Annotated in this window: 16 protein-coding genes; 12 read left to right on the top strand and 4 right to left on the bottom strand. The window is 67.9% G+C overall.

Going from position 1 to position 18482, the window contains the following annotated elements; genetic code table 11:
• Positions 1-4: 4 nt before the first annotated feature.
• Entirely contained in the window at positions 5-1279 is a 1275-nt protein-coding gene (locus AAHA49_RS06175) for a tyrosine recombinase XerC (RefSeq protein WP_342037620.1), read from the top strand.
• 34 nt (positions 1280-1313) lie between these two features.
• Here AAHA49_RS06175 and AAHA49_RS06170 read toward each other — a convergent pair whose 3' ends face one another.
• A complete protein-coding gene (locus AAHA49_RS06170; RefSeq protein WP_342037619.1) occupies positions 1314-2336 on the bottom strand; it encodes a peptidoglycan DD-metalloendopeptidase family protein in 1023 nt (340 codons plus the stop codon).
• A 745-nt stretch (positions 2337-3081) separates the two neighbouring features.
• Here AAHA49_RS06170 and rpsB point away from each other — a divergent pair.
• From rpsB to AAHA49_RS06130, 8 genes are all read left to right on the top strand, one after another.
• Positions 3082-4065, top strand: coding sequence for a 30S ribosomal protein S2 (rpsB, locus tag AAHA49_RS06165; RefSeq protein WP_342037618.1), 984 nt, complete (start codon positions 3082-3084; stop codon positions 4063-4065).
• 33 nt (positions 4066-4098) lie between these two features.
• Entirely contained in the window at positions 4099-4926 is an 828-nt protein-coding gene (gene tsf / locus AAHA49_RS06160) for a translation elongation factor Ts (protein ID WP_339392542.1), read from the top strand.
• 161 nt (positions 4927-5087) lie between these two features.
• Positions 5088-5840, top strand: a complete 753-nt coding sequence (pyrH, locus tag AAHA49_RS06155; RefSeq protein WP_339392541.1) for a UMP kinase — start codon at positions 5088-5090, stop codon at positions 5838-5840.
• An 88-nt stretch (positions 5841-5928) separates the two neighbouring features.
• Positions 5929-6486 (top strand): ribosome recycling factor, encoded by a 558-nt coding sequence (frr, locus tag AAHA49_RS06150; protein ID WP_339392540.1) that lies wholly within the window; start codon positions 5929-5931, stop codon positions 6484-6486.
• Entirely contained in the window at positions 6486-7634 is a 1149-nt protein-coding gene (locus tag AAHA49_RS06145) for a phosphatidate cytidylyltransferase (protein WP_342037617.1), read from the top strand. Before frr ends, AAHA49_RS06145 begins: the two co-directional genes overlap by 1 nt.
• Positions 7635-7810: 176 nt before the next feature.
• Positions 7811-9049: a 23S rRNA (adenine(2503)-C(2))-methyltransferase RlmN gene (rlmN, locus tag AAHA49_RS06140; protein WP_342037766.1), complete on the top strand. Its 1239-nt coding sequence runs from the start codon at positions 7811-7813 to the stop codon at positions 9047-9049.
• Between the two features lie 184 nt (positions 9050-9233).
• A complete protein-coding gene (locus tag AAHA49_RS06135; protein WP_342037616.1) occupies positions 9234-9794 on the top strand; it encodes a DivIVA domain-containing protein in 561 nt (186 codons plus the stop codon).
• Positions 9787-10497 (top strand): hypothetical protein, encoded by a 711-nt coding sequence (locus tag AAHA49_RS06130; protein ID WP_342037615.1) that lies wholly within the window; start codon positions 9787-9789, stop codon positions 10495-10497. The genes AAHA49_RS06135 and AAHA49_RS06130 overlap by 8 nt, the downstream gene beginning before the upstream one ends.
• Before the next feature lie 95 nt (positions 10498-10592).
• On the opposite strand, the gene AAHA49_RS06125 is transcribed toward AAHA49_RS06130, so the two are convergent.
• Entirely contained in the window at positions 10593-11792 is a 1200-nt protein-coding gene (locus AAHA49_RS06125) for an acyl-CoA dehydrogenase family protein (protein WP_339392535.1), read from the bottom strand.
• A 96-nt stretch (positions 11793-11888) separates the two neighbouring features.
• On the opposite strand from AAHA49_RS06125, the gene dxr reads away from it, so the two are divergent.
• The 3 genes from dxr to AAHA49_RS06110 are packed head-to-tail and all read left to right on the top strand — an operon-like array spanning position 11889 to position 15344.
• Positions 11889-13160 (top strand): 1-deoxy-D-xylulose-5-phosphate reductoisomerase, encoded by a 1272-nt coding sequence (dxr, locus tag AAHA49_RS06120; protein ID WP_342037614.1) that lies wholly within the window; start codon positions 11889-11891, stop codon positions 13158-13160.
• A complete protein-coding gene (locus AAHA49_RS06115) occupies positions 13157-14692 on the top strand; it encodes a M50 family metallopeptidase (RefSeq protein ID WP_342037613.1) in 1536 nt (511 codons plus the stop codon). The genes dxr and AAHA49_RS06115 overlap by 4 nt, the downstream gene beginning before the upstream one ends.
• Positions 14693-14696: 4 nt before the next feature.
• On the top strand, positions 14697-15344 hold the full coding sequence (locus AAHA49_RS06110; RefSeq protein ID WP_342037612.1) for a hypothetical protein: 648 nt from the start codon (positions 14697-14699) through the stop codon (positions 15342-15344).
• Between the two features lie 128 nt (positions 15345-15472).
• Here AAHA49_RS06110 and AAHA49_RS06105 read toward each other — a convergent pair whose 3' ends face one another.
• Both AAHA49_RS06105 and AAHA49_RS06100 read right to left on the bottom strand, forming a co-directional pair.
• Complete coding sequence (locus tag AAHA49_RS06105; RefSeq protein ID WP_342037611.1) at positions 15473-16918, bottom strand: serine hydrolase domain-containing protein; 1446 nt, start codon at positions 16916-16918, stop codon at positions 15473-15475.
• Complete coding sequence (locus AAHA49_RS06100) at positions 16915-18357, bottom strand: APC family permease (protein WP_342037610.1); 1443 nt, start codon at positions 18355-18357, stop codon at positions 16915-16917. The genes AAHA49_RS06105 and AAHA49_RS06100 overlap by 4 nt, the downstream gene beginning before the upstream one ends.
• Positions 18358-18482 lie beyond the last annotated feature (125 nt).

The following is an 18482-nucleotide window of genomic DNA, read 5'->3' as shown; positions in this document are numbered from 1 at the left end:
AACCGTGACCACTACGCCTCGCTTCCCCGAGGTGGTCGACGACTACGCTGACCACCTGCGTGCGCGTGATGTCTCCGCGCACACACGCCGCGCCTACGTCGGTGACGTCGGCGACTTCTTCGCCCACGCCGCGCATCTGCCGGGACGGATCGCATCGGGGGAGTCCAGCGATGGCGGTGCTGCCGGCGCGAGAACTGCCGGCACAAGAGCTGACGGCGCGGGAACCAAGGGTGCTGGCGGCGCGGTAGCGGACGACGCTTCCGGCACGGGCGCTGACCACGTTGCCGGCACGGAAGCCGACGGCGCGGTCGGAACGGGAACATCTCAGGCGAGGATCGCCGTCGCCGATATCAGTCTCGATGATCTCCGCTCCTGGCTCATCGCCCTCGACGACGCAGGAGCTGCGAAGTCGACGGTGGCCCGCAAGATCGCAGCGGTCAAATCGTTCTTCGGCTACTGCGTGAGCGTCCGCGGCCTGCCCGCGAACCCGGCTGCTCGCCTGCGCACCCCGAAGAAGGACTCGCGCCTGCCGACCGTGCTCAAACCGCAGCAGGCAGCGAACCTCGTATCTGCGGGGTCACGTGACGCAACGGGCTCGACGGCGGAGTCACGGATGACCAAGAAGCCGGTTGTCGACGTGCCCGGGTCTGCCGGCAGCAGCGGACGGCGCGTCAGAGACGAGCCAGGTTCACACCGGCGCAATGCGGAACACGCCGGTCCTGAGCCGGCGAGGACGGGCGACGATCCCGCGTCAGTGGATGACGGCACGGCCGAGGCACTGCACGCACGCGACTCCGCCGTCCTCGAGATGCTCTATGCGACCGCCGTGCGAGTGTCCGAACTCTGCGGACTCGACCGCAGCGACATCGACCATCAGCGGTCGATGATCACCGTGCTCGGCAAGGGAAACAAGGAACGCCGGGTGCCCTTCGGCGGACCCGCCCGAGACGCTCTCGAGCGGTGGCTGAGGCTGCGCGAACGCTTCGCGACCGCCAGGAGCGGGGACGCGCTGTTCCTCGGGGTGCGCGGTGGTCGGATCGGGGCCCGTCAGGTCCGCGAGCTCGTCCACCGCTACGGTGCCCTCAACCCCGAAGCTCCCGACATCGGCCCGCACGGGCTGCGGCATTCGGCTGCGACCCACATGCTCGACAACGGCGCCGATCTGCGGCAGATCCAGGAACTCCTCGGTCACTCGACGCTGAGCAGCACCCAGATCTATACCCACGTGTCCATGCAGCGCCTCCAGGAGACGTACCGGCAGGCGCACCCCCGCGCCTGAGGGCTCACGCCCTGGGACCCCACACCCCGAACTCTCACTTCCTGAACTCCCAGTGCCACGCCTCGGGCAGAGAACCTCCCTGCCTCGCCCATGACGGATGCACCCACCCGAACTTCGGTGCATTCGCCCGCATCCACTGATGCTCGGCGCTGCCGAAGGAATTGATGCCCCCGCCGAGATCCGTCGCCAGCGCCCACCCGTGATTCGACGTCCCCGGTGTGGCCGCGAGCCGGCCCTTGCGACGTTTGAGGATGACCTGGGTGTCGTAGTCACGGTAGGAATCGGTGATCGAGATCGGGCGACCGAACCGCGCAGAATAGGCGTAGGAGAGTCGGTCGAACGCCGCCTGCGCATCGCATCTGAGCATGTGCCCGGGCGCGGACTTGAGCGGACACAGCGCCGAGGCGGGAATGCGACCGTTCTTGTGCCCACCCCACGCCCCGGCCCCCGACGACGTGTCGTCGGCACCCGTGGACTCCTCGGCCGGTTTGCGGGAGAGCGGAAGGAGCACGGACGCGTCCTGGCCGAAGAACGGCGCCGGGTCGATGTACGCCCGATCACTGTCCTTGGGCCAGACGCCGACGTGGAGGCACGACTCCTGACAGTGAGCTCCCTTCGACACCGTGCCGATCGCCTCACCTGCGGCGAAGCGATCACCCACGGCAGCGTTCGAGCGAGCGGGCTGGAACGAGACGATGTGTCCGGTATCGGTGGTGATGCTCACCGTGTCGGTCCCAGCCACCGACCCACGGAACCTCACAGTCCCTGCCGTAGGCGCGCGCAGCGGTTCATCCGGCACCGCACGGACGTCGATGCCCCGGTGCCCGGCCAGCCAAGTCTCCTTCGGCGGGTCGAAGGCCGTGACGATCTCCATGGCCGGCACCGGTGTCACCCAGGTCGCCGAGGTGGCAGAGGGTGCCGCGGCTGCGGTGACAGCGAGGCCGGGGAGGGGCAAAACGGGGAGGAGCGCGGCGAGGAGAGCAAGGAGCGCGACAGTGGAGCACAGTGCCGCCGCCTTCGCACGGTGCGGCGGCTGGGTCGACGAGGTGATGGCCATAGCGACCATGGAAGACGATCGGGCATCGGGTGTCAGCACCGGAGAATCCCCCTGTGGACAGCGCCCGAGCGTCCACAGGTCCAGCGCACACGAGTCCGCGGTCCGTCCACAGCTGAGAGCACACGAGTGGTCATGTGAGTCGGTGCATACGAGGCGACCAGAGCCCGCACACGCCCGGACATACGGACCTGCCCACCTGGGCTGATCCTCACCGAACGACAGCCCCGGACTGCGCACCGATTCAGTCGCCGGGCGGCTGGGCCCTGAGGACGACGAGAGATGAGGCCAATGGACCCGCGCAGACGCGAAGCCGTCTACACCTCGGCGAGCATGAGTCGGATCCCAGGGACGATGACTCAGCGCTCAACACAACCAGCCACAGCGCCGCCGCCTCAACGCAGTCTCCAGATCGGCACCCGCACGTCGGCGATTCGCGCGTCCGCACGTCGCACCTCAACCCTCATCCCGGTGAAGGGCCCCACCTCGGCGAGGAAACTGAGCCTCCACCCCCGATTGGCGAAGGCTTGGCCCGCCGGGATAGACTGGCTACAGCAGAAGCGTGTCTTCTGACTACGCGTATCCGATCTCTTCTCCACCCCAAGGTGCATGCGTCCGCGCGTGTGGGGCGGGTGAACCGGATGCCAGGAATCAACCGAAACCGCCATCGTCGCCGCCAGCATTCTGCTGTCGGACGGCCGTGGCACAACGCACCCGATGCGGGTGCACAGGAAAGGAGGGCGTCGGCATGGCCGTCGTCACCATCCGCCAGCTGCTCGACAGCGGCGTTCACTTCGGACACCAGACCCGTCGTTGGAACCCGAAGATGAAGCGCTTCATCTTCACCGAGCGCAACGGCATCTACATCATCGACCTGCAGAAGTCGCTGGGCTACATCGACACCGCGTTCGAGTTCGTCAAGGAGACCGTCTCGCACGGCGGTTCCATCCTCTTCGTCGGCACGAAGAAGCAGGCCCAGGAGTCCATCGCCGAGCAGGCCAAGCGCGTCGGCCAGCCCTTCGTCAACCAGCGTTGGCTCGGCGGCATGCTCACGAACTTCCAGACCATCTCCCTGCGTCTGCGCCGCCTGAAGGAACTCGAAGAGATCGACTTCGACGACGTTGCGGGCTCCTCGCACACGAAGAAGGAACTCCTCATCCTCCGTCGCGAGAAGGACAAGCTCGAGAAGACCCTCGGCGGCATCCGCGACATGCAGCGCACCCCGTCCGCTGTGTGGATCGTCGACACGAAGAAGGAGCACCTGGCCGTCGATGAGGCGAAGAAGCTGGGCATCCCGGTCATCGCCATCCTCGACACCAACTGCGACCCCGACGACGTCACCTACCCGATCCCGGGCAACGACGACGCCATCCGCTCGGTCTCGCTGCTCACCCGCGTGATCGCCGACGCCGTCGCCGAAGGCCTCATCGCCCGCCACGCCGGTGACGACGAGTCCGGTGAGAAGAACGTCTCCGCCGTCGAGCCGATGCCCGAGTGGGAGCGCGAACTCCTCGAAGGCAACGCCGCCGAGGCGAAGACCGACGCCGACGACGCTTCGACCGAAGCCGCCGCCGCTGCCACCGCAGCCGAGGCCCAGGCCGAGGAGACCACCGCGACGCCCGCCACGGATGCCGCAGCAGAAGGCGCCGCCGAGGCTGCCGAAGCGAACGCCGAGACCGCTGAGGCCAACGCCGAAGCAGCCGAGGCCGCCGTTGAGACCACCGAGTCCTGATCTCACTCACCTCCACCACCAATAGGAGAAAGAATGGCAAACTACACTGCCGCTGACATCAAGGAACTGCGCGAGAAGACCGGCGCCGGAATGATGGACGTCAAGAAGGCCCTCGACGAGGCTGACGGCGACCAGGCGAAGGCCATCGAACTCCTCCGCGTGAAGGGCCTCAAGGGCGCCACCAAGCGCGAAGGCCGTGCCACCTCCGACGGACTCGTCGCGACCTTCGTCGACGGCGGCGTCGGCACCATGATCGAGCTCGACTCGGAGACCGACTTCGTCGCGAAGTCGCAGCGCTTCATCGACCTCGCCGACGAAGTCCTCGCACTCGCCGTGTCGAACAAGTCCGAGTCGGCCGAAGCGCTGCTCTCGGTCGAGGCCGACGGCAAGACCGTCGCCCAGTTCATCACCGAGTCCGGTGCCGCCCTGGGCGAGAAGGTCGACCTGCGCCGCGTCGGCCGCCTCGAGAGCCAGAAGGTGGAGTCCTACCTCCACCGCACGAACAAGGACCTGCCCCCGCAGGTCGGCGTTCTCTTCGGCTACGAAGGCGACGACCAGACCGTGGCCCACGATGTCGCCGTGCACATCGCCGCGCTGGCTCCGAAGTACTTCTCCCGTGAAGACGTCCCCGCCGAGCTCGTCGAGAATGAGCGCCGCATCGCCGAGGACACCGCGAAGAACGAAGGCAAGCCCGAACAGGCTCTGCCGAAGATCATCGAAGGCCGCGTCAACGGCTTCTTCAAGGAGAACTGCCTGCTCGACCAGGGATTCGCCAAGGATCCCAAGCAGACCGTGGGCAAGGTCCTCGAGGCCGCAGGCCTCAAGGCGACCGGCTTCCTCCGCTACCGCGTGGGAGCCTGAACCGCCGCTTGATCATTGCGGGACTCGCCTGAGCCTCCCGTGCGATCCGATGACGGGGTCGGACCGATTGGTCCGGCCCCGTTTTCGCTAGACTGACCCAGACGAACCACCCGGATCGGCGCTGCCTGCGGCGGCGCCGAACGCATGGAAGAAGGACCTCAATGACATCCACCCCGGTACACGAATCGAGTCACGCCAGCCGTGCGGTGCGCACCCACCGCCGTCGCGTGCTCCTCAAGCTCTCCGGCGAGGTCTTCGGCGGTGGCAGCATCGGCGTCGACCCCGATGTCGTCGCTGCCGTCGCCCGGGAAGTCGCCCCCACCGTCGACGAGGTGGAAGTGAGCATCGTCGTCGGCGGCGGCAACTTCTTCCGCGGCGCCGAACTCTCCCAGCGCGGCATGGACCGCACCCGCGCCGACTACATGGGCATGCTCGGCACCGTGATGAACTGCCTCGCCCTCCAGGACTTCCTCGAACAGCTCGGCGTCGACACCCGCGTCCAGACCGCGATCCCCATGTCGCAGGTCGCCGAGTCCTACATTCCCCGCCGCGCGATGCGGCACATGGAGAAGAACCGCGTCGTCATCTTCGGCGCCGGCGCCGGTCTGCCCTACTTCTCCACCGACACCGTCGCCGCCCAGCGCGCCCTGGAGATCCACGCCGACGAGGTGCTCATCGCCAAGAACGGCGTCGACGGCGTCTACACCGCCGACCCGAAGATCGACCCCAACGCGGTCAAGATCGACGAGATCACCTACCAGGAGGCGCTGCAGAAGGGCCTCAAGGTCGTCGACGCCACTGCGTTCTCCCTCTGCATGGACAACAAGCTGCCCATGCACGTCTTCGGCATGGAAGGCGAGGGCAACCTGCGCAAGGCCATCGCCGGGGAGAAGATCGGCACCCTGGTCAAGTAGCCCAAACCGCAACGGTCCGTGTCAGCACAACGTGACGTCGGACCCATAGAATGTTCACACAGCTCCAATCGACTGAAAAGAGTGTCTCGTGATTGAAGAAACACTGGCAGAGGCCAGGGAGAAGATGGACAAGGCCGTGGAATTCACGCAAGAGGACTTTGCGTCGATCCGCACCGGCCGCGCGAATCCCGCCCTCTTCGCGAACATCGAGATCGACTACTACGGCGCTCCGACGCCGCTGCAGCAGCTCGCGTCGTTCCAGACGCCGGAAGCCCGCACGATCCTCGTCACCCCCTACGATCGGGGCACCCTCGGCGACATCGAGACCGCTCTGCGCAACTCCGACATCGGCGCCAACCCGGCCAACGACGGCAACGTCATCCGCGTCGTTCTGCCCGACCTCACCGAGGAGCGCCGCAAGGAGTACGTGAAGATCGTCAAGGGCAAGGCCGAAGACGGCAAGGTCTCGATCCGCAACATCCGCCGCCACGCGAAGGAGACCCTCGAGCGGATCAAGAAGGACGGCGAAGCCGGCGAGGACGAGGTCACCCGGTCGATCTCCGAACTCGACGACATCACGAAGAAGAAGGTCGACGCCATCGACAAGCTGCTCGCCCAGAAGGAAGCCGAGCTGCTCGAGGTCTGATGATCGCGTTGACCGGGCCGAACAGTCCCACCTCCGATCCGACCCCCGAGAAGGGGTCGGATCGGGGTACCCCTGCATCGGCCGAGCAGGCTTCCCCCGCGCCCATCCCGCCCCCACCGTCGTCACCGCCGACGGTGCCGGCGTGGACCGCGGGGGCTCCTGCGCCGACTCCTGAGACCCCCGCGGCTACCGCCGAGGCTCCTGCCCCGCCCGCAGGGGCTCCTGCGCAGAAGCCGTTCCCGAGGCGGCGTGACCTGCGCGGCACCGACACCGTCTACACCCAGGAGACGCTTGCCGCCGAGGTGGAGGTCGAGGTCGTCCCCGAACCCAAGGACTACGGCCGGGCCGGCCGCAACCTCCCCGCGGCGATCGGGATCGGGCTGCTCATCGGCGGAGTCGTCCTCGTCTCCCTGATCTTCTTCCCCGTCTCCTTCCTCTTCATCATCCTCGTCGCGATCGTCGCCGCGATGTGGGAGCTGGCGAACGCGCTCTCCCGCTCGGGCTCTCTCGTCTCGCGCATCCCGACGATGATCTCCGCGGCCTGCATGGTCGTCGCCACCTACTTCGGCGGCCGCGAGGCACTGTGGGTGACCTTCGCCGCGAGCGCCGGCGCCGTCATGCTCTTCACGATGGTCGAACGCCGCAAGAACGCCGTCAAGGACGTCTCCCTCTCGCTCTTCGCGCTCACCTACGTCGGCCTCATGGCCTGCTTCGTCGTCTACCTGCTCACCCAGCCCGACGGCAACCTCTACGTCATCCTCTTTCTCGCCAGCGTCGTCGCCTCCGACACCGGCGGCTACGTCTTCGGCGTCCTCTGGGGCAAGCACCCCATCGCCCCGCGGATCTCGCCGAAGAAGTCCTGGGAGGGCTACCTCGGTTCGGTCGTCTTCACCGCCGCCGTCGCCACGACGCTGGCCGTCACCCTCTTCGACGCCCCGTTCTGGACCGGGCTGGTCATCGGCGTCGTCATCCCCGCGTTCGCCACCCTCGGCGACTTCAGCGAATCGATGATCAAACGCGACCTCCACCTCAAGGACATGGGCACCCTGCTGCCCGGCCACGGCGGCGTCATGGACCGCCTCGACTCGATCCTCCCAACCGCGCCCGTCGCGCTGGTCATGTTCTCCTTCCTCCCCGGCTACCTCTGAGCGGTCCCGGCTCTGCCTCGCCGAGGCGGTCCGCCGAGGTTCGCCTCACACTGCGGTCCCGGAACTGAGTGGAGTCCGGGCGACCATGAGACAATAAGGAAGTGAATTCACCAGCCGGAAGCAGACAGGTCAGGCCCGTCGTCGAGCACGCCGACGGAACCACGTCGACAACGCCGATGCGCGACGGTCGCCCGCTGCTGAACTTCAAATCCCCCCGTGTCACCCAGCCGCAGCAGCATCTGGCGGACATGACGATGGACGAACGCGTCGCGGCCGTCACCGAGATGGGTCTGCCCGCGTTCCGCGCCAAGCAGCTCTCCACCCACTACTTCACGCGGTATCACACGGATGTCGAGTCGATGACCGACCTGCCCAAGGACCTGCGCACACCCCTGCAGGAGCGCTTCTTCCCGCCCCTGCTCACCGAGGTGCGCCGTCTGACGACGACCAACGGGGACACGATCAAATTCCTTTGGCGCCTCTTCGACGGCGCTCTCGTCGAATCCGTGCTCATGCGCTACCGCAACCGCATCACGCTGTGCGTCTCGAGCCAGTGCGGGTGCGGCATGAACTGCCCGTTCTGCGCCACCGGTCAGCAGGGTCTGACCCGGAACATGTCGACGGCCGAGATCGTCGAACAGGTCATCCGCGCCAACCAGGCCATCGCCGCCGGTGAACTCGCCCCCGCGAAGGCGAACACCGATGCCGACGACGAGGTCGCCCTCGGCGCCGAAGCCGACGAGGAGCAGGGGGAGACCCCCGGCGAGACCGACTCCACGGGGCCCGGCGCGGGCACGGCCGCCTCGGCGGGAGGACCCGAGAGGGTGACGAACATCGTCTTCATGGGCATGGGCGAACCCCTGGCCAACTACAAACGCGTGATGAACGCGGTGCGCCGCTTCGTCGCCCCGGCCCCCGAGGGCCTCGGCATGTCGGCGCGCCGGATCACGGTGTCGACGGTCGGGCTCGTGCCCGGCATCAACAAGCTCGCCGCCGAGGACATCCCCGTGACCTTCGCGCTCAGCCTCCACGCCCCCGACGACGAACTCCGCGATGAGATGATCCCGGTGAACACGCGGTGGAAGGCCGACGAGGCCATCGACGCCGCCTACAACTACTACAAGGTCACCGGTCGACGCGTGAGCATCGAATACGCGCTGATCAAGGACATGAACGACCACGCGTGGCGCGCGGACCTGCTCGCGAAGAAGCTCATCGCGCGCGGGCGCGGCTGGGTGCACGTCAACCCCATCCCGCTCAACCCGACCCCGGGTTCGGTGTGGACCGCCTCGGACCCGGCTGTGGCCGACGAATTCGTCCGCCGCCTCGTCGACGCGGGCGTGCCGACGACGATCCGCGACACCCGCGGCTCCGACATCGACGGAGCCTGCGGCCAGCTCGCCGCCGCGGACTGAGCCGGCGGCGGACCGAGCCGGCTGCGGCCCGACCCCGCTGCGGACCGACCCGGCCGGCCGGTCCCTGCTGACCCGACGGGACCGAATCGGCTCGCCGATGACGACCTGCCTGCCGCCTGCCGCGGCACACGACCGATGCTTCCATCTATCATGGTGGAAACGACACACGCTAAACGGAGGAATCATGGCGGACACGACGTTCCCCCGCATGTCCGGATGGAAGAACGGCTACGACCCGAAGCAGGTCGACAGCTTCTTCAAGAGGGCCAGGGAGTCCTTCGAACGACCCACCCCGCAGCCCGGTGACCTCGACTCCCGGGCCGTGCGCACCGTCGGCTTCGACCTCGTCCGCAAGGGCTACCACGTCGCCGTCGTCGACGCCGCCCTCGACCGTCTCGAGGACGCCTTCGCCAAGCAGGCCCGTGACCGGCTCATCGCCCAATCCGGTCAGGATGCTTGGGTGCAGGAGCTCACCCGCGTCGCCGCGTCCCTGCGGGGACGCCTCGTCCGGGAGTCGGGGGAGCGGTTCGACAACCCGCCCGCCAGCGTCATCGGCTACGACATCGCCCAGGTCGACGACATGTGCGAGAAGGTCAACTCCTACTTCACCCAGGGTGTCGCGATGAGCGTCGACCAGGTCCGCCGCGTCCTGTTCAAGACCGCGAAGGGCAACAAGGCCTACGACGAGGACCAGGTCGACGCGTTCATCGACCGCGTCGTCGAGGTGATGGCCTCCGTTGACTGACTTCCACTACTTCACCAAACCCGACGCGTCGACCCCCGGCACCCTCAACCCGGTCTACGAGGTCCTCGACTACCCGATCGTCATGGGGCGCGCCGACGACACCGTCGTCACCGGGGACGTCCCGGAGACCCCGCTCGTCGACGGCCGCGAGGTCACCGACCCTCGCCTCATCAAGGCGCTGTCCGTGCCGGTCGAACTCGACCGCGCCGAGGCGCTCGACCGGTCCGCGAAGCTCGCCGGCATTCTCCGGGCGATGGGTGTCGACAACGGGTCCACCCGTCTGCGCATCGCCCCCGACGTGCCTGCCGTCTCCCGTGCCCTGAGCATCCTGGCCGCCATGCGCCTCGGCGTCGTCGTCGACGCGCGCACCGGCGGGGCTGCCGGAGACGGTGCCGGCGGTGACAGTGCCGCCGGCGACGCCGATGCCGCTCCCGTTCTCGTCGATGTCGAGACCATCGACGCCGATCCGATCGCACCGGGCCGCGCCTCGGTCAAGGTCGTCCGCTCCCGCTTCGAGGGCGTGGGCGTGAGCATCGCCGGGCAGACGGCGAACCTCGACCAGGCGATGCGCGACTCCCGCGTCGAATCCGCCGAGGTCGTCGCCCTCGATCCGAACCGACTGCTCGTCCTCACCGACGACGGTCCGCTCACCGCCGCCGAGAGCCTGCCCTGGCTGCGGGAGACGCTGGGCACCGAGGGCTGATACGCGAACCGCCCCGCACCTCGGCGCTGGTGACGGCACGGAGGAACGGGGCGGGAACGACTGTGCCGGCCGGATTCCCCGACCGGCGCGCAGCCTCAGTTCGCGAAGGCGTTGATCCCGGTGAGAGCCCTGCCCAGCGTGAGCTGGTGGACCTCATGGGTGCCTTCGTAGGTGAGCACGGTCTCGAGGTTGACGGCGTGACGCAGCGGCGGGTACTCGCTCGTGATGCCCGAACCGCCGAAGAGCGCACGCAGGTCCCGGCAGACGTTCATCGCCGTGTCGACGTTGACCATCTTGCCCAGGCTGATCTGCTCGGGGCGCACACCCTTCTCGGAGTCCTTGAGCCGGCCGAGGTGAGCGGCGAGCAGCGTGATCTGCGAATACTGGCCGAAGGCCTTCGCGAGCTTCTGCTGCGAGATCTGGAACGAGGAGATCGGACGGTCGAACTGGATCCGGGTCCCCGTGTACTCGATGGCCGAGAGCAGGGCGTCGCGGGCGGCACCCGTGACACCGAAGACGATGCCGAAGCGGGCCTCGGACAGGCAGCTCAGCGGGGCCTTGAGTCCCTTCGCCTTCGGCAGCATCGCATCCTCGGGGAGGCGGACGTTGTCGAGGACGATCTCACCGGTGATCGAGGCGCGCAGCGAGATCTTGCGGTGGATCTCCGGGGTCTGGACGCCCTCGGTGTCCGAGGGGACGACGAAGCCGCGGATGACCGGGCGGCCCTTGTCGTCGGTCTCCTCGGTCTTCGCCCACACGACCATGACGTCGGAGACCGGCGAGTTGGTGATCCACATCTTCGCGCCGTTGAGGATCCAGTCAGAGCCGTCGCGGCGGGCCGTGGTCTTCATGCCCGACGGGTCGGAGCCGACGTCGGGTTCGGTCAGACCGAAGCAGCCGAGCGCCTTGCCGGCGGCCATCTTCGGCAGCCACTCCTCCTTCTGCGCCTCCGAACCGTAGTGGTGGATGGCGAACATCGCGAGCGATCCCTGCACGGAGACGAGCGAACGCAGTCCCGAGTCGATGGCCTCGAGCTCACGGCAGGCGAGACCGTACTGGGTGGCCGTCGACCCGCCGCAGCCGTAGCCCTCGAGGTGCATGCCGAGCACGCCGAGCTCACCGAGGCCCTCGGCGAGCTCACGGGCGGGAATCGTCGCATCGAGGAAGTAGTCGCCGATCTTCTCGCGGACGTTCTCGTCGAGCCACTTGCGGACGACGTGCGCGAACTCGAGGTCATCGGCGTCGAAGACCGAATCCAATCCCAGAATCTCATCGGGGCTCATCGTTGCACTCATCTATACCTCTCTCGCCATTGATCTGGTGTGCTTCGCCCACGCCGAGAACTCCTGTGTCGAGTCATTTCCCAGAGAACTTTGGCATCATCGGTAGGCGTGAACGAACGTAATGTCATTGTAGTCGGGTCGACCGGGTCGGTCGGCACTCAGGCCCTCGACGTCCTGGCCGAGAACGCAACGGATTTCGCAGTCGTCGGCCTCGCCGCAGGGTCCCAGATCGACCTTCTGCTGGGGCAGGCGCTCGACTTCTCCGTCCCCGTCATCGGGCTGACCTCGCCCCCTGCCGGCGGCGAAGCAGAAGTGCGGAAACGGTTGTCAGAACTCGCCGCAGACCGCGGAATCGATGTTCCCGTGTCCGAGATTCATCTGGGAGACACCGCCGCCGAGGCAGTCGCCGCCCATTCCGCCGACATCGTCCTCAACGCGGTGACCGGTGCCGCCGGGCTCGGCGCGACCCTCGCGGCCCTTGCGGCCGGCACCGATGTGGCTCTGGCGAACAAGGAGTCCCTCATCATCGGCGGCTCTCTCGTCCTCGACGCCGCCGCAGCCTCGGGGGCCAGGCTCATCCCCGTCGACAGCGAGCATTCGGCGATCGCGCAGGCCCTGCGCTCAGGCACCCACGGTGAAGTCGCCAAGCTCGTCATCACCGCCTCGGGCGGGCCGTTCCGCGGCATGACCCGGGAAGCGCTGAGCCGGGTCACTCCCGCCCAGGCGCTCAAGCATCCGACATGGTCGATGGGGTCGATGATCACGATCAACTCGGCCACCCTCGTCAACAAGGGGCTCGAAGTCATCGAGGCCCACCTGCTCTTCGGCATCGACTTCGACCACATCGAGGTCGTCGTCCACCCGCAGAGCCAGATCCATTCGATGGTCGAGTTCGCCGATGCCTCGACGATCGCCCAGATCTCCCCACCCGATATGCGACTGCCCATCGCGTACGCCCTGGGCACCCAGGACGACGGCAGCACGAGGCGGATCGCCTCGGGGGCCGTGCCGAACAACTGGGGTCAGCCCATGCACTGGTCGTTCGAACCGGTCAACCATGTCGCGTTCCCCGCGCTCGGCCTCGCCATCGAGGCGGGGAAGAAGGCGCGCAGCTACCCGGCGGTCTTCAACGCCGCCAACGAGGTCCTCGTCGAGGCGTTCATCGCCGGCGACATCCCGTTCACGGGAATCGACTCGGGGCTGGAGAAGGCACTGGCCGTGCACGAGCCGGCACCCGAGCACACGGTCGAGACCGTGCTCGCCGCCGATGCCTGGGCAAGGGACTTCGCCCGGGAGCATGTCGCCGGTCAGGCCGGCTCCGTCCAGCCCGGCTCCCGCACGGCTGTCGCCGCCGGTGCTGCGGGCGAGGGCGTACGATGACCGCGGTCCTCTTCATCATCGGGATCCTCCTCTTCCTGCTGGGGATCTCGATCTCGATCGCCCTCCACGAACTCGGCCACCTCACCCCGGCGAAGAAGTTCGGGGTCAAGGTCACCCATTACATGGTCGGATTCGGTCCGACCCTCTTCTCGTTCAAGCGCGGTGAGACCGAGTACGGGATCAAGGCGCTGCCGCTGGGCGGATTCATCGCGATGCCGGGCATGTACCCGCCGCTCGAGGCGACGAAGAAGCGCATGGGGGAGCCCGCCCTCACCGCCCCGGTCGATGACGAAGCCACGACCGACCGCCTCGGCGAGGCGGCAGCGACGCCGGCGGCATCGACAACCCCGGACCCCGAGACTCAGCCGGCAGGGTCGAGCGATGAGGACGTCCTCGGCGCGGACGCAGACGGCACACGGCCGCGGAAGCGGAAGGGGCGGCTGTTCGAGAACACGATGGCCGATGCCCGGGAGATGTCGAACGACGAGATCGCGCCGGGGGAGGAGCATCGAACGTTCTACGCGCTCAGTGTGCCCAAGCGGCTCGTCGTCATGTTCGCCGGACCGTTCGTCAACCTCGTCCTCGGGATCATCATCATGGCGATCTCGCTCATGGGGATCGGCGTGATGACGCCGACGACGACGGTGGCCACCGTCGTCGAGTGCGCCGTGCCCGCCTCGGAGGCGGCGCAGCGCCCGGCCGCGCAGCAGAACACGTGCCAGCCCGGCGACCAGCTCACCCCCGCGTGGGAGGCCGGGTTCAAACCCGGCGATGAGATCACCTCGGTGGCCGGGGTGAAGACCGGAAACTGGGACGAACTCTCCTCCGTCATCAAGGACCACGCCGGTGAACGGGTCGAGATCGACTACGTCCGTGACGGACAGGCGCAGACGGTGACCGTGCCGATCATCGCCCACGAGCGCCCGCGCGTCGACGATCGCGGACGGCCGATGACGAACCCCGACGGCACCCCGCAGACCGTGACGCAGGGATTCCTCGGCATCGGTCCCGTCCAGGAGCGACAGCCGCTGCCGCTGGACGAGTTCCCCGGTGCGGTATGGGATCAGGTCACCGGAGTGTTCAAGGCCATCATCACCCTGCCCGTCAAGCTCGTCGACATCACCCAGGTCGCGACCGGCGCGAAGGAACGCGACGCGGAAGGACTCGTCGGCATGGTCGGCGTCGGCCGGGTCGCCGGTGAGATCGTCTCGACCGATGAGCTGCAGGTCGTCGAGAAGGCGCAGCTGGGCCTCGGCGTGCTCGGTTCCCTCAACATCTTCCTCTTCGCGTTCAACATGATCCCGCTGCTGCCGCTCGACGGCGGACACATCGCCGTCGCCCTCTATGAGGGGGCCAGGCGGCGGATCAACCGCTGGCGGGGCCGAGGGAAGATCGGGCCGTTCGACACCGCGAAGCTGCTGCCGCTCACGTATGTCGTCATCAGTCTCATGCTCGCCATGACGGCGCTGCTCGTCTACGTCGACCTCGTCAAACCGATCACCCTCGACGCGATCTTCCGTTCGGCCGGGTAAGACGGTGACGCGCCGGCGCATCGACCTCGACCTCGACGTCCATCGCGGGGCCGCGGAGTCGTTCGGGCACGGCTCCCTCGTCGACGGCGCACGGCTGCCCCATGCGGGGCGAGAGTTCCTCAGGGGTCCCGACGGTCCGCCGCCGACGGTGTGCGCGGCGACCGCAGATGGGTGGGCAGGTCCCAGCGTGCCGGTCCTCGTCCGCGGTGCCGCAAGGATCGTGCCCCTGGCGTGGCGCGGAGACGTCTCCCGCGGAGGCGGAACCGGGGTGAGCGCCGAAGAGGTCGAGGCCTACCGCTTCGCGATCGAAGCGGACGGCATGCAGTGGGCAGGGTACTGGCACATGATCGACCTCGAGGAGCAGCCCGTCGACCGCATCGGAGAGTACGCGACAGCGCTTCGCAACGCGGGTGGCACCCGAGCCGAACGCTGGGTCCTCAGTCCGACGCTCGGTGCTGTCCTCGTGTGGGCCGGTGACGTCGATCGCGGCGACGCCTCGCTTGCACTGCACATCGTCCCCGCCGACTGGGTCTCCGATGTCAGCTGGGTGACCCGGAATCGGGGGCCCGATTCGGCGGGCGACCTCGACGTGCGCTGGTCGTGGGCCGACGTCATCGCGCTGACCGGCGAACACGGGTCGCCGACGACATGACGGATGACCCCACGGGAGTGATCGCGCCCCGCCGCTGACGGCGTCGTCTCGCCGCCGTCCACGCGACGGTCGCCGTCTGCGCAGAGGTCGCCGCCGTCCACGCGACGGTCGCAGTCGGCGCCTCGGACTCAGTCGCTCAGGGTGATCGCCTGCACGTCGCCGAGGTGGTCGAGCCGGACCGTGACCGTCACTCCTTCCGCGATCGCCACCGATCCGAGCAGACGGTGCTCCATCGTCAGGTCGTCGACCGTGACCGGCCGGGTCATGTCGACGCCGTTCTCTCTCACCCATTCCGCGGTGCGTTCCCTCCTCTCCGCTCGCGGTTCGTCGAGGTCCATGTTCACCGCGAAGTGCGCATCGGCGAACGCGTCGTCCCAGTTCAGGGTCGCAGCGACGGCACCGAGCACGGTTCTGCCCGTCCGCGGCCCCGACGGCAGCGGGTGAGTTGCTGCGGGGACGGACTCGCGGGCGAGGACGGGTGTCGCACTGACCAATGGCTCATCGGTTCCGAGGTCAGGGATCTCCTCGGCCCGTCCGGTCGCAGTCAGCCAGCCGGCGTCGACGGCATCGCGGACGATGCGCTCGGCCGGGTAGTACGTCGTGTTGCCGAGCACGACGATGCCGAAATCGAGGTCGGGGAACCACCGCATGTGCGAGCCGTAACCGGGGTAGCCGCCCGAATGGCAGAGCACCGTCCCGAAACGGGAGTCGGCCCGGTGCATGAGCCCGTAGCCGTAGTGGACCTCCTCCGTGTGGTGGCGGCTGGTCTCGACGGAGATCGGGCGCCGCGGCTGCTGGTTGTCGGCGAGCACATGCGACCACGCTCCGGGGGCCGTGCTCGCCTCGGAGTCGAGTGAGTCCATGTGGACGTTCATCCAGTTGCAGATGTCGGCGACCGTGGAGACCATGCCGCCGATCGGGGAGAACGCACCGGGCCGAGTGGGTGCGAGAGGGTGTGCTCCGCCGTACCGGTCGATGCGCAGCCCGGGGACGAGGTCGGGGAAGTCGGCGACGTCGAACCCGGTGCGGGTCATCTGCAGGGGAGCGGTCACCTCGGTGGTCACCATCTCCGGGAACGTTCGTCCGGTCACGGATTCGGCGGCGAGGCCGAGCAGCGCATAGCCGAGGTTGCAGTACTCGAAACCGGTGCCCGGTTCGGCGATGGGGATGAGCGGGCGTTGGAGGAAGGTGAGGAAGTCGAAGGTGCTCATCGACTCCATCCGGTCCGCCCACGGATCGTCCTTGGCGAATCCGGTGCCCATCGTCAGGCATTCGCGGGCGGTGAGCTCGCCGACGGCGGTGCCCTTGAGGTCGGGGACCATGAAGTACATGGGGTAGTCGTAGTTGAGTCCGCTGTTCTCGAGCGAACCCATGATCGCGGCCGTGAACGACTTCGTCATCGACGCGATCCGGTAGGGCCGGTGCGGACTCGGCGACACTGCCTGCGCATCGCCCGGCCCGCGCCGGTGGAGCACCCCGTAGGACAGCTCGCCGCCGATCGCCGCCAGCTCGTCGGCGGCACGACGCAGACGAGCCGTGACGACGTCGAGGTCGGGGCGCACGAATTCGTTCATCGGGTCTCACCGGAATTCGACTCAGCCGTGGCTGCCCGCCGTGCGGGAATCTCTCCGTCGGGTAAGTCATGTCCGAGCAGAGCCCTGAGCGACGTCTGCGGGTCGGTGCGCCGAGACACCGCGTAGAGAATGGTGCCGAGGACGAACCAGACGAGGAGGATGAGGTACTCCGAGGGCCACACGAGAGAGGAGCCCGTGCCCGGCCACAGGGCGAGGACGATGACCGCAAGCGCGCCGACCGCACCGACGACGCTGAGCACGGTGGCCGGCAGCGATCGGGGCACGCGTGAGGCCGGCAGCCGAAGATTGGCGATGACGACCATGATCCACACGACGCCGAGGTAGATCCCGCCAGTGTCGAGGAACCACGTCACCGCCCCGGGCCCCAGCCAGCCCAGACCCAAGGTGATGACGAGGGTGAAGACCAGGGCCGTGCGGGGCGTGCCCGTGCGTTCGTCGACGGCAGCCAACCGGCGAGGCAACAGGTCGGCCCGACCCATCGCGACGAGGATCCGCGAGGAGGCGACGAAGAGGCCGAGGAAACTCGTGAGCAGACCGAGCACCGCGATGCCGTAGGCGACGGTGCTCAGGGCGGGGAACCCTGCGGCCCGGAACGCATCGACAGTGCCGAGCTTCATCGCCGCGACCTCCTCCCACGGTTGGACCCACGCGGTGGCGAGGAGGACGAGGACGTAGAAGCTGCCGGCCACGATCACCGTCCACACGACTGTCAGCCCGATCTTGCGCGGGGAGATCTTCGCGTCCTCGGCGAGCACGGCGACGAGTCCGAAGCCGGCGAGGAATGTCATCCCGGGCACGACGAAGCGCAGCGTGTCGAGCAGCGGGGAGGCGTCGGGGGCGAAGGCCGGGAAGAAGTTCTCCGGACTGCCGACGGTGAACCCCGTGACGATGAGAGCGAGGCCGCCGAGGATGATGAGGGCGAACATGAGGATCTGCACCTGGGCTCCGACGCTGATCCCGAACCAGTTGAGCGCGAAGAACGCGAACGTCAGTGCGACGCCGATCGCCAGCCCCGGCAGGTACACGGTTTCGCCGTTGATCGTGTAGAGCTGGAGCGTGTCGAGCGCGGGGATGAACCGGCCGAGCAGGTAGCCGAAGGCCGTGACGTAGAACGCGAGCGAGGAGACGTAGGCGCCCAGAAGCATCCACCCGGTGAAGAAGGACGGGCCGCGACCGAGCGCGGCGAAGGAGAAGACGACCTCCCCGCCGGCCCGCGGGAACGCCTGGGCGAGGCGCGCGTACGCGAGCGCCACACACGCGGCCAGGGCCACGCCGAGGCACAGACCGAGGATGACGCCGCCGGCCCCGTAGGCGGCGAAGAATGTGGAGTTCGTGTAGATCCAGCTCGCCCCGACCACGCCTGCGACTCCGAAGGCCAGCAGTTGGAGGGTTCCGAGGCTCTTCCTCAGCTCGCTCATGATCACTCCCTCGTCGACGACACCGGACTGCTCCGCACCCTACCGAAGACCACTGACATGTCGTGACGGCGATCACGGCTGTGACTGCGGACGCCTTGGCACTGACAGGCAACGCCCAGGTCGTG

Source organism: Brevibacterium ammoniilyticum (assembly GCF_038429965.1).
Lineage (GTDB): Bacteria > Actinomycetota > Actinomycetes > Actinomycetales > Brevibacteriaceae > Brevibacterium > Brevibacterium ammoniilyticum.
Note: the sequence above shows the minus strand (reverse complement) of the source record. Positions and strands in the feature narration are given on the sequence as shown.